The organism is Rheinheimera faecalis (genome assembly GCF_021290965.1).
Taxonomy (GTDB): Bacteria; Pseudomonadota; Gammaproteobacteria; order Enterobacterales; family Alteromonadaceae; genus Pararheinheimera; species Pararheinheimera faecalis.
The window spans coordinates 84,661-101,220 of record NZ_JAJOYT010000011.1 but is presented as its reverse complement, the minus strand read 5'-3'; the positions used below and the strand labels follow the sequence as shown (position 1 = coordinate 101,220).

At 47.5% G+C, this 16,560-nt stretch carries 19 protein-coding genes and 1 riboswitch; of the genes, 13 read left to right on the top strand and 6 right to left on the bottom strand.

Annotation, left to right across the window (positions count from 1 at the left end; all coding sequences use genetic code 11):
* The first annotated feature begins 13 nt into the window (after positions 1-13).
* From cobT to LSG34_RS16585, 7 genes are all read left to right on the top strand, one after another.
* Positions 14-1,069, top strand: a complete 1,056-nt coding sequence (cobT, locus tag LSG34_RS16615; protein ID WP_233010223.1) for a nicotinate-nucleotide--dimethylbenzimidazole phosphoribosyltransferase — start codon at positions 14-16, stop codon at positions 1,067-1,069.
* Entirely contained in the window at positions 1,062-1,844 is a 783-nt protein-coding gene (locus tag LSG34_RS16610; protein ID WP_233010222.1) for an adenosylcobinamide-GDP ribazoletransferase, read from the top strand. Before cobT ends, LSG34_RS16610 begins: the two co-directional genes overlap by 8 nt.
* Positions 1,844-2,374: a bifunctional adenosylcobinamide kinase/adenosylcobinamide-phosphate guanylyltransferase gene (cobU, locus tag LSG34_RS16605; RefSeq protein WP_233010221.1), complete on the top strand. Its 531-nt coding sequence runs from the start codon at positions 1,844-1,846 to the stop codon at positions 2,372-2,374. The genes LSG34_RS16610 and cobU overlap by 1 nt, the downstream gene beginning before the upstream one ends.
* Positions 2,361-2,975, top strand: coding sequence for a histidine phosphatase family protein (locus LSG34_RS16600; RefSeq protein WP_233010220.1), 615 nt, complete (start codon positions 2,361-2,363; stop codon positions 2,973-2,975). Before cobU ends, LSG34_RS16600 begins: the two co-directional genes overlap by 14 nt.
* 21 nt (positions 2,976-2,996) lie before the next feature.
* Entirely contained in the window at positions 2,997-3,608 is a 612-nt protein-coding gene (gene cobO / locus LSG34_RS16595; protein WP_233010219.1) for a cob(I)yrinic acid a,c-diamide adenosyltransferase, read from the top strand.
* A gap of 92 nt (positions 3,609-3,700) precedes the next feature.
* The gene (locus LSG34_RS16590) at positions 3,701-4,573 is read left to right on the top strand and encodes a cobalamin-binding protein (protein WP_233010218.1); all 873 of its coding nucleotides are present in this window, start codon (positions 3,701-3,703) and stop codon (positions 4,571-4,573) included.
* A 77-nt stretch (positions 4,574-4,650) separates the two neighbouring features.
* Positions 4,651-5,304: a DUF5610 domain-containing protein gene (locus LSG34_RS16585; RefSeq protein WP_233010217.1), complete on the top strand. Its 654-nt coding sequence runs from the start codon at positions 4,651-4,653 to the stop codon at positions 5,302-5,304.
* Positions 5,305-5,436: 132 nt separating this feature from the next.
* Here the strand turns inward: LSG34_RS16585 and LSG34_RS16580 are convergent, their stop codons facing one another.
* Positions 5,437-6,324 carry a hypothetical protein gene (locus LSG34_RS16580; protein ID WP_233010216.1) on the bottom strand — a complete coding sequence of 296 codons (888 nt, stop codon included), beginning with the start codon at positions 6,322-6,324 and terminating at the stop codon, positions 5,437-5,439.
* Between the two features lie 118 nt (positions 6,325-6,442).
* On the opposite strand from LSG34_RS16580, the gene LSG34_RS16575 reads away from it, so the two are divergent.
* The 4 genes from LSG34_RS16575 (at position 6,443) to LSG34_RS16560 (ending at position 10,037) form a co-directional block, all read left to right on the top strand.
* Positions 6,443-7,054, top strand: a complete 612-nt coding sequence (locus LSG34_RS16575) for a response regulator transcription factor (RefSeq protein WP_233010215.1) — start codon at positions 6,443-6,445, stop codon at positions 7,052-7,054.
* A gap of 9 nt (positions 7,055-7,063) precedes the next feature.
* Complete coding sequence (locus LSG34_RS16570) at positions 7,064-7,282, top strand: PAS domain-containing protein (protein ID WP_233010214.1); 219 nt, start codon at positions 7,064-7,066, stop codon at positions 7,280-7,282.
* Positions 7,283-7,288: 6 nt separating this feature from the next.
* A complete protein-coding gene (locus tag LSG34_RS20865) occupies positions 7,289-9,016 on the top strand; it encodes a PAS domain-containing sensor histidine kinase (RefSeq protein ID WP_233010213.1) in 1,728 nt (575 codons plus the stop codon).
* A gap of 241 nt (positions 9,017-9,257) precedes the next feature.
* Complete coding sequence (locus LSG34_RS16560; protein WP_233010212.1) at positions 9,258-10,037, top strand: SDR family NAD(P)-dependent oxidoreductase; 780 nt, start codon at positions 9,258-9,260, stop codon at positions 10,035-10,037.
* A 106-nt stretch (positions 10,038-10,143) separates the two neighbouring features.
* Here LSG34_RS16560 and LSG34_RS16555 read toward each other — a convergent pair whose 3' ends face one another.
* The 4 genes from LSG34_RS16555 to LSG34_RS16540 form a co-directional block, all read right to left on the bottom strand.
* Positions 10,144-10,572, bottom strand: coding sequence for an OsmC family protein (locus LSG34_RS16555; RefSeq protein WP_233010211.1), 429 nt, complete (start codon positions 10,570-10,572; stop codon positions 10,144-10,146).
* Between the two features lie 320 nt (positions 10,573-10,892).
* Positions 10,893-11,270: a PH domain-containing protein gene (locus LSG34_RS16550; RefSeq protein WP_233010210.1), complete on the bottom strand. Its 378-nt coding sequence runs from the start codon at positions 11,268-11,270 to the stop codon at positions 10,893-10,895.
* Between the two features lie 75 nt (positions 11,271-11,345).
* A complete protein-coding gene (locus tag LSG34_RS16545; protein WP_233010209.1) occupies positions 11,346-12,086 on the bottom strand; it encodes an SDR family NAD(P)-dependent oxidoreductase in 741 nt (246 codons plus the stop codon).
* Positions 12,083-13,084 carry an NAD(P)/FAD-dependent oxidoreductase gene (locus LSG34_RS16540; RefSeq protein WP_233010208.1) on the bottom strand — a complete coding sequence of 334 codons (1,002 nt, stop codon included), beginning with the start codon at positions 13,082-13,084 and terminating at the stop codon, positions 12,083-12,085. The genes LSG34_RS16545 and LSG34_RS16540 overlap by 4 nt, the downstream gene beginning before the upstream one ends.
* Before the next feature lie 75 nt (positions 13,085-13,159).
* On the opposite strand from LSG34_RS16540, the gene msrA reads away from it, so the two are divergent.
* Positions 13,160-13,693, top strand: coding sequence for a peptide-methionine (S)-S-oxide reductase MsrA (gene msrA, locus LSG34_RS16535; RefSeq protein ID WP_233010207.1), 534 nt, complete (start codon positions 13,160-13,162; stop codon positions 13,691-13,693).
* Between the two features lie 57 nt (positions 13,694-13,750).
* On the opposite strand, the gene LSG34_RS16530 is transcribed toward msrA, so the two are convergent.
* Complete coding sequence (locus LSG34_RS16530) at positions 13,751-15,568, bottom strand: TonB-dependent receptor domain-containing protein (RefSeq protein WP_233010206.1); 1,818 nt, start codon at positions 15,566-15,568, stop codon at positions 13,751-13,753.
* Between the two features lie 34 nt (positions 15,569-15,602).
* A riboswitch (cobalamin riboswitch) is annotated at positions 15,603-15,824 on the bottom strand.
* Positions 15,825-15,968: 144 nt separating this feature from the next.
* On the opposite strand from LSG34_RS16530, the gene LSG34_RS16525 reads away from it, so the two are divergent.
* Positions 15,969-16,451 (top strand): YajQ family cyclic di-GMP-binding protein, encoded by a 483-nt coding sequence (locus tag LSG34_RS16525; RefSeq protein WP_233010205.1) that lies wholly within the window; start codon positions 15,969-15,971, stop codon positions 16,449-16,451.
* Positions 16,452-16,560: the final 109 nt, after the last annotated feature.

Below are 16,560 nucleotides of genomic sequence, written 5' to 3'. Positions count from 1 at the left end.
GGAGTCGCTTGTTATGTTATTTGAAATACCTGCTTTAGATAAAACTGCGACCTCAGTCATACAACAACGGATCAATTTAAAAACTAAACCAGCGGGCGCTTTGGGTGTGCTGGAGACGCTGGCGTTGCGACTGGCGCTGATCCAGAGCCCTGGTAAAAACCAAGGCCGTTTATCACTCAATAAACCTGTGTTGCTGATTTTTGCCGCCGATCATGGCATCAATGTCCATGGTGTCAGCATAGCGCCAAGCGCAGTGACCCAGCAGATGGTAATGAATTTTTTAGCAGGTGGTGCCGCAGCCAACTGTTTCTGCCGTGCCAATGACATTGAGCTTTTTGTCGTAGATGCCGGCATGCTGCTGCCATTGCCGGATGCGGCTGGCTTAATTCAACACTCTTTAGGCTGCGGCACCGCAGATTTCAGCCAGGGCCCAGCCATGAGTCTGGCGCAGGTTGAAGCGGGTTTGGCTTTAGGTCGCCATGCCGCACGTCAACACATTGTTGCAGGCTGTGATTTACTGCTGTTGGGAGAAATGGGCATCGCCAATACCAGCAGCGCTGCAGCTTTACTCGCAGCTGCGACTGATTTACCTATTGAAACTTGTGTTGGTCGTGGCACTGGCATCAGTGATACACAATTTGAACTAAAACTGGCGTTAATTAAACAGGCTTTACAGCGACCTTATGCCAAAGACCCGCTGTCCATTCTGGCCGAATTTGGTGGCTTTGAAATAGTCCAGCTGTGCGGCGCCATCTTAGCCGCAGCGTCGTTGCAAAAACCTGTATTAATCGACGGCTTTATTGTCTCAGTTGCGGCTTTATTGGCCTGTCAAATAACACCAAATTGCCGTGACTATTTAATTTTTGCACATCAGGGTGCTGAAGCTGGCCATAAGGCGGTGTTAAAAGCTTTGGATGCCACTGTGTTGTTGGATTTAGGCTTACGTTTAGGTGAAGGCACAGGTGCAGCTTTGGCGGTGCCACTGCTCAAAGCCGCTATCAGCTTTTACAACGATATGGCAAGTTTTGCTGATGCCGGCGTGACTCAAGTGGTGGAAGCCAGTGATTAGCCATGTGCTGAAATGGCCAGTTAAACAATGGCAACTGTTTTGCCTTGCTTTGTCATTTTTCAGCCGTATTCCTGTGCCCGCTTCAACGCCCTACAGCCCGGAGCTGTTGAATCAAAGCAGCCGCTATCTAAGTCTGGTTGGATTGCTGCTCGGTGCTTTGCAAGCTTTGGTGCTGGTGACTACCGCTCAGCTGCTGCCCTTTTCCATCGCTGTGTTGTTGGCTTTAATGGCAGGACTGGTACTCACCGGTGCTTTTCATGAAGATGGTCTGGCTGATACTGCCGATGGTTTAGGCGGTGGTTTATCTCTAGAGCGTAAGCTGGAGATTATGAAAGACAGCAGAGTCGGCACTTATGGTCTGGTCGCACTGTTATCGGTTTTTTTGATCAAGTGGCAAAGTCTGCAAGCCTTAGAGACAGAAGCGATTTGGGCTTTAGTGCTGGTGGCCGGATTATCGCGTGCCACAGCAGTCAGCGTCACTTTTGTGTTGCCTTATCAGCAACTGGATTCGTTGAGTAAAACCAAACCTATAGCCACATCCTTGCAAAAACGGGCATTGCTATGGATCTGGCTTTTTGTCGTGCCGCTTTTGTATTTTGTCCCTTTGTCTTTAGCTTTGTCACTCCTTGCCACACTGGCTTTAAGTTTTACCCTGCTGTTTTTTTATTACCGCAGTCAGCTACAGGGGTACACAGGCGATTTATTAGGCGCAGCGCAGCAAGTCACTGAGCTTGGTTTATATCTGGTGTGGCTGATCTGGTGGAGACAGCAGTAATGAAAAAAACGCTGATTTTAGGAGGCGCCCGTAGTGGCAAATCCAGTCTGGCAGAAACCCTTGCGAAAACATCAGAGCAGGTGACTTACATAGCTACAGCCACTGCTTTTGATAGCGAAATGAGCCAAAGGATAAAACTGCACCAGCAGCAAAGACCCAAAGACTGGCGTTTACTTGAATGCCCATTATTGCTCTGTGAAGCCTTAACGCAGCTTTCTGGTTCAGGCCAGACCCTATTAGTCGATTGCTTAACCTTGTGGCTAAATAATCAGCTGTATCACCATCCAAAGCAGGATTTTGCTTTAGCGCGCCAAGGATTAGCTGATGCTGTTTGTCAATTTGAGGGAAAACTTATACTGGTCAGTAATGAGGTCGGTATGGGGCTGGTGCCTATGGGCGAACTGAACCGCGTTTTTGTCGACCAACAAGGCTGGCTGAACCAACACTTGGCCAGAGTTTGTGATGAGGTGATTTTTGTCGCAGCCGGCTTACCGCTTTATTTAAAGCGAGGCACTGATGCAGCAGATTGATTTAGTACGCCATGGCCCTGTCGCAGGCCCAGCTGCTTTATACGGCTGGACTGATGTGATGTTGCAAGAACCATCCCCGGCCTGTCTGTCGTGGCTATCTACCCAGTCTTATCAGCATATTTTGACATCACCATTACAACGTTGCCGCCAAAGCGCAGAAGCACAAGCAGAGCGCCTGCAACTGGAGCTTGTGATAGAGCCGGATTTAAAAGAAATGAATTTTGGCCTGTGGGACGGTGTGCCTTTTGACGAGCAAAGCCCCTATTGGCAAGAGCAACAGCAATTCTGGCAACAGCCTTTTGCGATCACACCACCTGAAGGTGAATCTTTAACTCATTTTCAACAACGGGTTTTACAGGCTTTTGAATTGCATAGCAGCTCTCAATACGAGCAGCAATACGAGCAGCAGCACCAGCAGGCTTTATGGCTAGTGCATGGCGGTGTGATCCGTCTGCTGCTGGCATCCTTATTAAACATCGACTTACAACAAAGCCGCTGGCTGCAGCAGATGTCTATTGGCTATGGCAGCGTCAGCCGGATCAGCCGTTATAACAAACAAAGCCCATGGCAAATCCACTGTATTGGTAGCGCTGGTTTTTAAATTTTCCCAAAGAGAGACAAGATGACTGAACAAAAAACAGATGTAAAACAGCAAAACCATAAAAAACGTCAGCAAAAGCTCAAAGAGCAAGTCGATAGTCGTATTGCAGCCGCCAGCACTGACAAAGCTTTATTGTTGGTGATCACTGGCAACGGCAAAGGTAAATCCACAGCAGGTTTTGGTACTGTGGCCCGTGCTGTAGGTCATGGTTTAAAAGCTGCTGTGGCGCAGTTTATTAAAGGCACATGGGACTGCGGTGAGCGCAATTTATTACAACAACATGGCGTTGAGTTTGCCGTGATGAACACAGGTTTTACCTGGGATACTCAGGACAGAGAGGCCGATATTGCCGCAGCAGAACTGGTATGGGCTAAAGCCGAACAGTTTCTGCTGGACGACAGCATTCAACTGGTACTGCTGGATGAACTGACTTATATGGTCAGTTACCACTACATAGATTTAGACAGAGTAGTGAATGCACTCAATAACAGACCTTCCACCCAACATGTGGTGATCACAGGCCGTGCCGCTCATCGGACTTTAATTGAGATGGCCGACACTGTCAGCGAAGTCCAGTCGATCAAACATGCATTCGACTCCGGGATACAAGTGCAAAAAGGAGTAGATTGGTGATCGTACCCTTCGTACTTGAAGCTTCAGCTTTGTTGACTGCGCGCTCTCGCCCCAGTCACATAGGTAAACTATGCTCCTGGGGTCTCAATCACTTGTCGTCGCGCTGCAACTCCAATTACTTTGGGTACGTGCTAAGTATTGCGTTGTGCTGCTGCGCATTATTTGCAGTCAAAGTACAAGCCGAACCGGCTCAGCGTATTGTTGCGCTCTCTCCTCATTTAGTTGAGCAGCTCTATAGCATTGGTGTGGGCGACAGAATTGTCGGCACTACAGACCATGCTGATTATCCGGATGCCGCGAAAAATATTCCTCGTGTGGGCAATTATGCTCAATTGCAGGTGGAAAAAATTCTGGCGTTAAAACCGGATCTGGTGTTGGCCTGGACAGACGGCAACCCGCCTGCAGATGTAAATAAGCTGCGCCAGTTTGGTCTGCATGTAGTGGATTCTAACCCGCTGCAACTGACTGATATTGCCAAAGAATTGCGTATCTTAGGCCAGCTGACTGGCGCTGTGGATGCAGCAGAACAGCAAGCCCTGTTGATGGAACAAGGCCTGGCCGAGCTACACCAGACCTACAGTACTAAAGAGAAAGTCGTCGTATTTTATGAGCTGTGGCAACAACCCCTTTCCACAGTGGCACAAAAAGCCTGGCCACAGCAGCAACTGGAGCTTTGTGGGGCCTCAAACCCTTTTGCCACTGCCATAGGAGATTACCCACAGGTCAGTTTGGAGCATGTAGTCGCCAGCCAACCTCAACTGATTATTCAGCCCGTATCGGTGAATGAACCACGATCTTTACTGGACTGGAGCCGATGGGCAGCTATTCCAGCCGTTAAATATCAACAGTTTAGCCAACCCGACTCCGACCTTGTACACCGCACCACCAGCAGAATGCTGCAAGGCGTGCGGCAACTTTGCGCCGACATCGACAAAACGCGGCAATTTTTTGCCAAAAAGTCCTAAAGTTATGAAAACCACTGCCGATAGCCTGATTAGTCAGAACTATACTGAACCTCACAAAGGCCCAAAGGGAGTGTGTTATGTCATCTGTTAATGGAGTCGGCTCGTCCAATGCCTCAGCTCAGGCGCAAGCCAACAAAACGACTGAAACAAGCGAAACGACTGAAGAAAAGAAGCTTTCCGGCTACGCATCCTCTCAGCTGAACAAACAAAAGCTGAATGCCACTATTATGGAAAACCAGCTGAAACTGAGTACAGGTGATGACGATAACTCCATGAGATTATTGTATAAAACTGCGCTTGAAGGCATTAACAGTGAGCTGGAAGCTGAGTTTGGCCCTAACGCGGCTGAAAAAATTAAAAACAGCGGTGTCGACACATCACCACAAGCCACTGCCGATCGTATTGTTGGTTTTGCCACAGCTTTCTATCAAAAGTTTTCTGAACAAAACCCGGATATGCCGGAAGAAGAACGCCTGGATAAATTCCTGTCCCTGGTTGGCGGTGGCGTAGATAAAGGTTTTGAAGATGCCCGCGGTATTCTGGATGGTTTGGGTGTGTTGGAAGGTAAAGTTTCAGACGATATAGACAGCACCTATTCCTTAATTCAGGAAGGCTTCGCTAAATTCCGTGAAATGATTTTAAACCCGGATAAAACCGTCGAAGATCAGGATATTACTGAATCAGTTGCCGCCAATACCGGCAGCGAACTGCGGTTTTCGGTGAAAGTGTAAGTGAATTCTGCTGTTGTTATGACTCCTGACGTGCTGGTTTCATTTAAGCCTTGAAACCAGCTGTTTTTTAAACTGGCCTTACCTTTTTAAGGCCAGTTCTTTTATTCTGCAAGCCCGGCCCAAGCGAATCATTCACTGACTGCTAAAACCTGTTTTAATTAACAGCGCAGGACTTTGTTTATTACCCTCTTCACTGAGCCAAATCTGCTTGTCCTGATCAATACAAAGGCCCTCGACCTGACCTGTGGTAGGTAGCGCTTTGGTTTCCAGTAAAAGCAGGTCTTTATCATAACGGGCGATTTGTGGCTGAAAACCAGCATTGCTTAAATAGGCCCAAATCGCTTTGCGTGGATCCGGGTAGCCCACCAGCCACCACTCTTGTTTGCTTTGATCAAAAACCGCATCTGTGATCAGAAAGCCTGGATTAGCAAAAGGTATAGCTTTGCCAAGCTGTTGCTGTTTTAACTTAGGATCCAGCTTGTAACGTTTTGGGATCTGACTATCCCAGCTTTTACTGATCAGCCACAAACTGTCTTGCTGGTATACCAGAGCCTCAAAATCAAGATCGTGTTGATAAGGCTGACGCTTTTTATCTTCCGGCAGGAGGATTTCCATTCGCTCAGGCCTATAGGGTTGTTTTAAACCAGACCAATTCAGCGGCACTTTGTAAATAAACAATGCCTGTTTATAGCCTGCGTTATTGCCTGTATCGGCCAGATACAAAAATTCACCATCTGAGCTAATAGCTTCCCAGTCACTGTTTCTGAAGGATAACTGCAGCTGATGCTTTATATCGCCATTGCGGTCAAACCTATACAGCACTGGCTTGCCACCTGAGTCATTGAAGCTGATAAAGTCTTGCTCAAGACAAAGTAAACCTGAGGTTTCCAACAGCTGCGAAGGCAGTGCAACAACAGACTGGCCTTCGGAAGGTATAGTCTGACTGACGCTGCAACCACTTAATAGCAATAATATTCCCGCAAGCCCTGACAACACAGGGTATCTGACTGAATGCTTCATACACACTCCCTTTAGCAATCGGACAGACTATTGAAGTGCAGCATAAAACAGTTGTTATTCCAGTGCTATAGTCGATAGTAATCAAAATATTCTGCGGGCAAACAGAAAGGGCTGATAGGTGAACAAAGAATTGAAAGTCTATGTAGTGGACGATGACGAATCCTTGCGTTATGCCCTGGAGGGTCTATTAAATTCAATGGGTTACCAAACTCAAAGTTTTGGTGATGTTGCTGATTTTTTATTGCAGTACAAAGCAGGTTCAAAAGGCTGTCTGATTTTAGATGTACGCCTGCCCGGTTTAAGTGGCTTGAGCTTTCAGGCGAAATTGCAGGATTATGGCATTCAACTGCCCGTGATCCTGATGACAGGTCATGGTGATATTCCTATGTCGGTTCGGGCCATGAAAGCCGGTGCTGTGGACTTTTTAACCAAACCTTTTCGTGATCAGGACATGCTGGACGCTGTGGCCACAGCCATGGAACGTATTCATGATCAGCAGCATGCAGAAAAAAGCAGCGAAGCTGTACGCGCCTGCTTTGATAGCTTAACCAGCAGAGAAAAACAGGTGATGACGCTGGTGTGTCAGGGCAAGATGAATAAACAAATTGCCTGGGAGCTGCAATTAAGCGAAGTCACGATCAAAATCCACCGGGGTTCAGCCATGCGCAAAATGCAGGCAAAAACTCTGGCTGATTTGGTCAAAATGGCTGAAGCCTTACATTTAAGTTAAGGGTCTCTGATGAAGCAGCACGATATGGAAATCCTCAACCTTATTCAGCTTAGTGTTTTAGTCTTTACGCCAGAAGGCACTATTACCGGCTGGAATAAAGCGGCAGAGCAGCTTTATGGCTGGAGTGCAAAGCAGGCGTTAGGACAAAATGTATGTACATTGCTGCGCTGCACCAGTTCATCCGATATCGCATCAGTACTTGGCTCGTTGCAGTCCAGCACCCAGTAACTCCAGGTGCAACGTTTCAATGCCAGTGGCGAGTTAAAATTAATTAATATCAGTTGGTCTTGCCGTTACGACGATGCAGGGCAATTGCTGGATATTATCGAATCTGGCCGCGATGTCACTCAAAGCCAGCAAGTTCAGGATGAGTTACGACAAAGCGAACTGCGTTACCGCACTATGTTCGATTCAATGTCGGTCGGTTGTTTTGAGATTGATACCAGTGCGCTCACTCAGATCTTTATCCAGTTACGTGCTCAGGGCGTCACGGATTTAGTACTGCATGCTCAGCAAAACCCGGATTTTTTAGCTCAAGCCATGCAGGCCTCCACAGTGGTTAAAGTCAATGCCGAGGCGATGCGGATTTTTAAAGCCAGCCAGCCTGAGCAGTTACTGGGTTCAGTCATTCACTACTGGAGCAATGGTAATAGCGATACCTTTTGTAACAGCATTAACGCGGGCTATCAGCGCCGTTCTAAGTACGAAGCTGAAACTTTTATGCAGGTACTTGATGGCACCACAGTCGATGTGCAGTTTTCCATGTTCGCCTCCCCTGCCTTACGTGACTCAGGTACTGTGTTTATTTCCTTAGTGGATATAACGCAACGTAAACAGGCTGAACGCGAACTGATGAAAAGTGAGTTTAAATTCAGAACCTTGTTTGAAGCCTCAGCCATTTCTTTTCAGCAACTGGATGTCAGCCGTCAGACCCAGCTATTTCGGGCTTTAAAAGCTCAGGGCGTCACCGACTTAAAAGCCTATATAGACGAGCATCCTGAATTTGTGCAACAGGCGATGGATGCGGTCTGGATAGCCGAAGCGAACCCCTACACTCTGACCTTGTATGGCGCTAAAACCAAAGCGGAAATTTTAGGCCCTGTCACACCTTATTGGATCCCTGGCCAATGCGATACCTTCAGACGCAGCATTGAAGCAGGCTCCAGAGGTGAACCAGGTTATCAGGCCGAAACCAAAATCCGCCGGCTGGATGGTAAAGTGATCGATATTTTATTTGCATCTGCCTCTACCGCTACCTTAAAGGAATTAGGTCTGGTGGTACTGACCATAGTGGATATTACAGACTGGGTGGCTGACCGTAATCAGCGTGATAATTTTCGTGATGAATTAGCCCATGCAGCACGGGTTTCCATGCTGGGGGAATTGACCGCCTCCATTGCCCACGAAGTGAATCAACCATTGGCGGCTATAGCAACTAATGGCGAAACCGGCTTACGCTGGCTGAACCGACAGGAGCCTGATTTAAACAAAGCTCAGGATTTAATGCAGCGAATGGTCAATGACGCCTATCGAGCTGCCGACATTATCAGCCGCATTCGTGCTATGGCCAGCCATACTAAAGTAGAGCCGCAACTGATTGATTTAAATGCCTGTGTGGAAGAGTCAGTGCTGTTTTTACAATACGAACTTCGTAGTCAGTGTATTCAACTGGAAATGGAGCTGGAACCGGGTTTGCCTCAATTGCTGGCAGACCGTACTCAGCTGCAACAGGTGCTGATTAATATTCTGGTGAATGCAATGCAGGCCTTATCGGGCAAAACCAGTAGTCTGCCAAAAACAATGCCCCTGATTCATATTCAAAGCCTGTGGCTCAATCAACATCATCTGCAACTACAAATCAGTGACAATGGCCCGGGCATAAAACCCGAACATTTACCTCATATCTTCGACAGTTTTTTTACCACCAAAAGTGCGGGTATGGGTATGGGTATGGGGCTCTGATTTGCCGCTCTATCATTGAAGCTTTGGGCGGTACTATTGAAGCCAAAAACAATGAAAATTGTGCTGGTGCCTGTTTTGCGCTATTACTGCCACTCAATTAAAGTCTGAGCAGTGAGGCCATACCTAAGTATGAGCCAAATCACCCCGATGGACTAATGCCTTGGCCCTTGAATACTCCTATCTTATGCAATGACCGCCTTGTCTTCAGACAAGCTTTATTGACTAAAACAGAACACCCCAAATGACAACAGCTCTTGTAACAGGCGCCTCCTCCGGGATAGGCGCAACCTATGCCGACCGCTTAGCTAAACGTGGGTACGACTTAATTCTGGTGGCGCGAAACGCAGAACGCTTAGCAGCCTTAGCGGACAAACTCAGTTCCACCTATCAGGTCAAGGTAGAATGCCTGCCTGCCGATTTAAGTTCAGCCGAAGGCTGGCGTGTGACTGTAGCCCGCATCTATAAAGACACTAAGCTGTCGATGCTGATCAACTGCGCTGGTATTGGCCCTGAAGGCGCAGTATTGCAATCGAACGAAAGCGAGCTGGAAACCATGATTCAACTGAATGTACTGGGCTTACATCAACTGACCTTAGCCGCCGCCAAGGTATTTTCGGCCCGTGGGCAAGGCACTATCGTCAACATCGCCTCTGTCGTGGCTTTATTGCCGGAGAAATTTAACGCCGTATACAGCGCCACTAAAGCCTTTGTTTTGGCATTAACCCAGGGACTTCACTCCGAGCTGGCTCCGGTTGGTGTAAAAATTCAGGCCGTGTTGCCGGGACTCACCCGCACCGAAATATTTGAACGGGCAGGTTTTGATATTAATCATCTGGACCCCGGCATGATAATGGAAGCTGGTGATATGGTGGACGCATCACTGGCCGGTTTGGATCAAGGTGAGCTGGTGACTATTCCGTCTTTACCTGATGTGGCCGACTGGCAGGCGTTTTTACAAGCCCGTTATGCTTTGGCTCCCCACTTATCTCTGCAACATCCAGCGAAACGTTACACTGAATAATTCCGTGGAAAACGCATAAAAAAACCCCGGGGAAATCCCCGGGGTTCAGCATCAATGCCAGATGGCGATTGATTTAAAAGGGTAATATCAGCAATCAAAGCATCACTCAGACCAGCTCAGCATCCAGCGTAATTTCCGCATTTAATACTTTAGATACAGGGCAATTCAGTTTGGCAAGGGTTGCCAGTTCGTTAAAAGTGGCTTCATCAATACCGGGAATCGCAGCTTTCAGAGTTAAGGCAATCGAAGGGATCACAAAAGCATCCCCTTGTTGCTCCAATGCAACTACGGCCTGAGTATCCAGCTGAGCCGGTGTAAAACCAGCTTTGGATAAAATCAGGGTAAAAGCCATAGTAAAACAAGAAGCATGAGCCGCCCCTATCAGCTCTTCAGGATTACTGCCTGGTGTGCCTTCAAAGCGACTGGCAAAGCCGTAAGGGTAAGCCGATAAAGCGCCGGTTTGAGTAGATATTTCACCACGGCCTTCTTTTAAGCCTCCGGTCCAGCGTACTGAGGCACTACGTTTAATTTTCATCATGGTCTCCTTTGATTTCAGCAACCGATCAGACCACAGTGCTAGCTATAAGACGCACAAGGACCGGTATGGGTAGAACTAGGTCAGAGTAGGTTCTGTCCATTAGGTTCAGGCTTTGGCTAATAAAACTGATCAATAAGCTTTTATCCGGCAGGGCGCACTTCTTTGCCCGCGTCGTTTACATTACCAACCGAGTATTAAACAAAGTTGACAGAGCGACTATTGTCTCTTTGGGTATGCGTCTTATACGGAGGTATTAAAAGTAGAGTCAACAAGAGGAAAACAGACCAGACAGAAGCTTAACCTGCTGGCCTGGAGGGTTAACGGCAGCAGTACAAAGCCAATGCTTTTTGTACATCTAAAATAGAGCCGTCTTTATTAAAGGTTTTAGTGATTGGAGTATCTGTGCTACTTAGCCAGATATGCAAATCAGATTCCAGATCAAAGTGTCCTTTGGTTTCTGCACTAAAACGTACTATGGAGCGGTAAGGCACCGACATAAACTCCTTTTTAGAACCTGTTAAGCCTTGTTTATCCACCAGTATTAAACGTCTGTCGGTAAAGACGATCAGGTCACGAATGACTTTGTAGGCTTGTTGCAGCTTTTCGTCAGGCAATAAAATCTGACTGAATTCTGCTTCAACATCGGCCAAATCAATTTGCCCGGCGTTACCTAATAAACCGCTAAAAAGTCCCATTTTTATTCCTTGTTAAAGCATTTTATGAAAAGCTGTATGCCTGAGCTTATCTCTGCCTTATGCCAACAGCAAGAGTTAAAAGCTAAGAACCCGGCCATCCCAATTCAGCAGCAAACCACTTTGCTCCGCCTGAAGCCGTTGTGCAACCTCTGCCAGATGCTCTGCGGTCTGAGCCGGACTTTGCAGTTGCCCCGCTGGCAAATTGCGCTGAAAAGGTGCTGACAAAGCGGAATCTGTAGTGCCCGGATGCAGCGTCACCAGGGCTGCCGTTTTGTTGCTGCGCTTGAGTTCGATGCTGGCCGTTTTAATCCATTGATTCAAAGCCGCTTTGGCGCTGCGGTAGCTATACCAGCCGCCTAACTGATTATCGCTGATGCTCCCCACTTTGGCACTCAGTTGCAGATAGCGAATGCCAGGGGTTTTGGTTAGATAAGACCAGAGGCCTTGCAGGTAAAAGACGGGAGCTTCCAGATTCAACAACAGAGTTTTACGCAGCAATGCGCCAGAGCTTTGATTTAAACTTTTTTCCGGCGAAAGTTTAGGTTCGCCATCCTGATGCAACCAGCCGATGCAGTTAAAAACCAGCCCCACCTGCTGCTGCTTTAGTACTTCGATAACAGAGCTGAAAAAACTCTGATGCATGGTCCAGTCTGTGGGTTCAGCCAACTCAGGCGCAGTGATCATCAGAAGCTTTGGATCAGTAAAATCGGCAGTTGTGCGGGATAACCAAATCACAGTCTGGTCTTGCTGCAGATAATGTTTTGCCAAGGCCGCACCAATCGAGCTACTGGCACCAATAATAAGCACTGTGCTCATGGAGTCTCCTGCTGCGATTTATCCTGTTCAATCAAGGCATTCGCCAGATTTAATCCGGCCAGATAGGCGTTTTCAACCCGACCTCCGAAACTCCAGTCACCGCCGGCCCAGAGCTTCAGGTTAGGCAGCGCAATTAAACCTGGCGCCGCGGACTGATCATTCTGGCTGGCATACAGCCAGCGGTGAGCCACCAGGGGCCTGATCTCCTGTTGTATATGCAGTTCCTGTCGCAAAATTGCGATGGCCTCTGCAAACCAAAACTGTGCTGACTCATCCAAATACAAACCGCTGAAGACGGCATTAAAATGCAGGATATAACAGGAGCTTCGGCCTGCTTTGTGCTGCTGGTGGCTGATAAATCTTAACTTTGGATGCTGACAAAAAATCGCGTCTTGGGCAGGCATAGCATCAGTGTGCATTGCCACAGCCCAGCAAGGTTCCAGCACATCATCTGCGCTGCCAAAAAGTTCTGGCAGCGCGCTGTGAGCTACTAATTGCTGTGCCTGAACAGGAGGCAACGTCAATATAATCGCATCAAAGCCTGTGTAACTGACCCCTTCGTCATTAAACAAAGTCCAGCTTTGCTGCTGATAATCAAGCTTTTGAATACGGCAACTGTTCACTTGCGGTATGCCATCCAGTAAAGCTGTCACCGGACTTTGCATCGAAGGAACCCCAATAAAACGAGCTTGTGTATCTTCTGATGCTTTAAGTGATATAAAACCTTCGTCATTAGATAACAGTGCAGTTTTGCAAGGCCATAACTCAACCTTACCTGCATCCAGCCACAACTTTACCTGTCGCTTAAATGCATCACTTCGGGCCGTAAAATACTGAGCACCCATATCCAGATAACCCTGCTCTGTCCTTTTACTGCTCATGCGACCACCAGCAACACGGCCTTTGTCAAAGACGGTCACCTGATAACCTTGTTGAGTTAAAGCCGCGGCTGCGGTTGCGCCACAGAGCCCAGCTCCCAGTACTGCTATTTTTTTCATCGCTGCTTTTCTTTTGAACTGATAGATCAATTACGCTGTATCATAGGCTTAAGATCAACGATGGAGAATAACCTGATGAGTCAAACTGAAATAGCGACCTTTGGTGCAGGCTGTTTTTGGTGTATTGAATCAGCTTTAAATCAGCTGCAAGGCGTTAAAAAAGCGGTCAGTGGTTATATGGGTGGCCAGACACTGAACCCGGATTATCGCCAGGTTTGTACTGGCACCAGTGGCCATGCTGAAGTGGTTCAGGTGGAGTTCGATCCAGCGCAAGTTAGTTTTGAGCAGCTGTTGCAGGTGTTATTTTTTTTGCATGACCCCACTCAGCTTAACAGGCAAGGCAACGATATAGGCACCCAGTATCGTTCTGCTGTGTTTTACCACTCAGAACAACAACGTGAACAGGCACTCGCTTCGATTCAAGCGGCCGGGCCTTTATTTGACGCGCCTATAGTGACAGAAGTGACTGCAGCCAGTACCTTTTATCCGGCAGAGGATTATCATCAGGGTTATTATTTGCAGAACACCAACCAGCCTTATTGCCAGTTTTTGATCACACCCAAGTTGGCTAAATTCCGCCAGACTTTTGTGAGTTTATTGAAGGCTTAATCAGAGATAAAAAAAAGGGTAAAGCCAAGACTTTACCCTTTGGATTAAAGCTTGGTACTAAAAATCAGGTGTCCAGTGTAAACGCAGTGACCATTCCGCACCTGCTGTGGCATAACCTGGCAAGTACAGATAATCCTTGTTGGTCAGATTGTCCGCTTTAGCTGAGATTTGCAGCTCGTTGCTTAACTCATAACTGACGCCAGCTCCCCATAAGGTGTAGCCACCCAGTTGCGGTGTGGCAAAATCACCTGTCTGGAAATCACTCTGATAATCAGAGGTGACAAATACACGCCAATCCTGCCACTGATAAGCGCCTTGCCAATGCACTGTGTGCTTGGAACGTTTAATCAGAGGCGCATCTGTGGCTTCATCTTTAGCATCAGTGTAGCTGTAAGCGACTTGCTGGTGCAGCTGTTGCCAGTTATGACTAACACTCAGCTCAGCACCTTTGATTTTAGCTTCGCCGACGTTTTGTGGAACCCAGTTGCCATCAGCAGCCGGAGCCCACTGGATCAGGTTATTGACGTTCTGCTGATAAATGGAACTTTCAATCTGCAAGTCACCGGCACGGTAACGTAAACCCAGCTCATCTGAAGTTGCAGTTTCAGGTGCTAAATCGGCATTGCCGCTAAAAGGGTAATACAAGTCGTTAAAGCTTGGCGCTTTAAAAGCACTGCTGCGACTGGCACGAACCAAAAGCTCATTGGTTAACTGATAACCTAAACCCAGTTCATAGGTGTTGGAATGACCATATTGGCTTTGTTTATCATGACGGCCAGTTACATCCGCTAACCAGGCACCGGACTGATAACTGACACCAGCAAAAATGGCTTTATTGATGCGGGAATCTACGTCATAACCCAAATCGCTGTCTGACACATCTTCCTGATACCAGTTCACGCCCGTTAACGCAGTTAAACTCTGAGTCAGTTGGCGGCTGTATTGATAATCCAGTTCATGCCGCTCTGTTTCAAACAAAGTGGCAGGGCTGTCTTCGCCCCAGTTTAAGTCTTCAGTCTGGTTATGAGAGATACTCAGTTTCTGACTGGCTTTTTCGCCATCCAATGCCCAGCCTAAACGGCTTTGACTGGTTTTGGTTTCAACCTGATCAGCACCTGGGCCCCATGCCGGGTCAAAATCGTACTGACCACGACTTCTGAGCACGTTATGATCGGCAGACCATACACCATAAGCTGTGTTGTATTCTGCACCTAATTTACCGTAACGCTGATCAAAACCATCTTTGTCCGCTTGTGTGCCTGGGCGGACATCAAAACCTTCAGAATCGGACCAACCTAAATTTGTGCGAACCTTCAAATCACCATACTGCTGACTGGTGGCGATATCGGCTTCATGACTTTGGTAACGGCCGGTTTTTAACTGCACTGAAGTGTTATCTGCTTTGCGGGTCGTAATCGCAATCACACCAGCTAAAGCGTCAGAGCCGTATAAAGCGGCTTTTGGCCCTTTAATCACTTCAATTTGTTCTATTTGTTGCAGAGATAATTCTGCTAAAGAGGCATAACCTAAAGTGGCAGAACCTGTACGAACACCATCAATCAGCACTAAGGTGTGACCGGCTGAACCACCGCGTAAAAAGACGGTATTGGTCTGGCCTTTACCACCTGAGCGGCTGATTTGCACACCAGCGACCTGACGCAACAAAGCGGGCACGTCAGACACCTGAGCCTGTTCGATTTGCTCACGATCTAACACAGTCACTGAAGATAAAATCTGATGTACAGGCTGAGGCTGACGAGTGGCGTACACACTGATATGTTCCAATGGGTCGTCTGAGCTGTCATCAGCTTGGGCTGTAAATACAAAAGCAGGCAGGCCAACGACTACTGTCGCCAGCAAAGATTTTTTAAACATGATGTCTCCCAAAGACGCCCACCGCGTCCTGAATAGTGAATGAACTTTTCAGGCCGGTCTCCGGGCTGACAGCAGGCTATTTTCCATAGCTACTTTAATCCCTTCCCATCCAAGCAAGACAGTGGTTTGATTAAAGCCAGAGCAAAGCTCTCTGTTGTTTTACCGTTGCGGGGGCAGCTCTGGGTTTTCACCAGATTCCCGTTTCACCCTCAAATGTCGATCACATTCTATGGGCACCTGAAAAACGCGGCGTCAGTGTAGCGGTCGCAGTCGTAAAGTCAATAGAAATCCAGACGTCTCCTATCATGGATAAGGGCAGAAAACGGCTCGATGAGGTTCGCTCCTTGGATTCTTTCGCTTATAATGACCCAATAAATTTCAATGGAAAAAAGAGAACGCTATGCCTTCATTTGATATTGTTTCAGAAATTGATATGAACCAGGCCAGAAATGCGGTTGAGAACGCGAAACGCGAGCTTGAAACCCGTTTCGATTTTCGTGGTGTTGATGCCAAAATTGAGCTGAATAAAGAGCACATTGAATTGACTGCAGAGGCTGATCAGCAAGTTATGCAGCTGTTCGATATTTTTGCCACTAAAGCAAGCAAACTTCAGCTGGATGTCAGTAGTTTCAAAATTGAAAAAGAAGATCGTCACGGTAAATTCATCACGCGTCACGTCACCGTCAAGCAAGGCATTGACAAAGAGATGGCCAAAAAGGTCGTTAAGCTGGTGAAAGACAGTGGTATTAAAGTACAAGTGGCTATTCAGGGCGAAGAGCTGCGTGTTACCGGTAAAAAACGTGACGATCTGCAAGAGGTGATGCAGTTGGTCAGAACCAGTAATCTGGGGCAGCCGTTCCAATTTAAGAACTTCAGAGACTAAGTCCGTTCTCCATTGCTCCCAGCAGCTTAAACAGGAGGAGACACCGAACCGCAGAACGGTTGCTCCTCCCAAAAGCTCAAAACCCCTGCATGCTGTCCGATATGATCCA

Excerpts from the sequence above, each read along its gene's own strand:
- msrA (WP_233010207.1), top strand. The coding sequence starts at position 13,160 with ATGAGTCAAACTGAAATAGCGACCTTTGGTGCAGGCTGTTTTTGGTGT.
- LSG34_RS16580 (WP_233010216.1), bottom strand. The coding sequence starts at position 6,324 with ATGAAGCATTCAGTCAGATACCCTGTGTTGTCAGGGCTTGCGGGAATA.
- LSG34_RS16585 (WP_233010217.1), top strand. The coding sequence starts at position 4,651 with ATGTCATCTGTTAATGGAGTCGGCTCGTCCAATGCCTCAGCTCAGGCG.
- LSG34_RS16525 (WP_233010205.1), top strand. The coding sequence starts at position 15,969 with ATGCCTTCATTTGATATTGTTTCAGAAATTGATATGAACCAGGCCAGA.
- LSG34_RS16560 (WP_233010212.1), top strand. The coding sequence starts at position 9,258 with ATGACAACAGCTCTTGTAACAGGCGCCTCCTCCGGGATAGGCGCAACC.
- LSG34_RS16530 (WP_233010206.1), bottom strand. The coding sequence starts at position 15,568 with ATGTTTAAAAAATCTTTGCTGGCGACAGTAGTCGTTGGCCTGCCTGCT.
- LSG34_RS16550 (WP_233010210.1), bottom strand. The coding sequence starts at position 11,270 with ATGGGACTTTTTAGCGGTTTATTAGGTAACGCCGGGCAAATTGATTTG.
- LSG34_RS16545 (WP_233010209.1), bottom strand. The coding sequence starts at position 12,086 with ATGAGCACAGTGCTTATTATTGGTGCCAGTAGCTCGATTGGTGCGGCC.
- cobU (WP_233010221.1), top strand. The coding sequence starts at position 1,844 with ATGAAAAAAACGCTGATTTTAGGAGGCGCCCGTAGTGGCAAATCCAGT.
- LSG34_RS16540 (WP_233010208.1), bottom strand. The coding sequence starts at position 13,084 with ATGAAAAAAATAGCAGTACTGGGAGCTGGGCTCTGTGGCGCAACCGCA.
- cobT (WP_233010223.1), top strand. The coding sequence starts at position 14 with ATGTTATTTGAAATACCTGCTTTAGATAAAACTGCGACCTCAGTCATA.
- LSG34_RS16600 (WP_233010220.1), top strand. The coding sequence starts at position 2,361 with ATGCAGCAGATTGATTTAGTACGCCATGGCCCTGTCGCAGGCCCAGCT.
- cobO (WP_233010219.1), top strand. The coding sequence starts at position 2,997 with ATGACTGAACAAAAAACAGATGTAAAACAGCAAAACCATAAAAAACGT.
- LSG34_RS16555 (WP_233010211.1), bottom strand. The coding sequence starts at position 10,572 with ATGAAAATTAAACGTAGTGCCTCAGTACGCTGGACCGGAGGCTTAAAA.
- LSG34_RS16570 (WP_233010214.1), top strand. The coding sequence starts at position 7,064 with ATGAAGCAGCACGATATGGAAATCCTCAACCTTATTCAGCTTAGTGTT.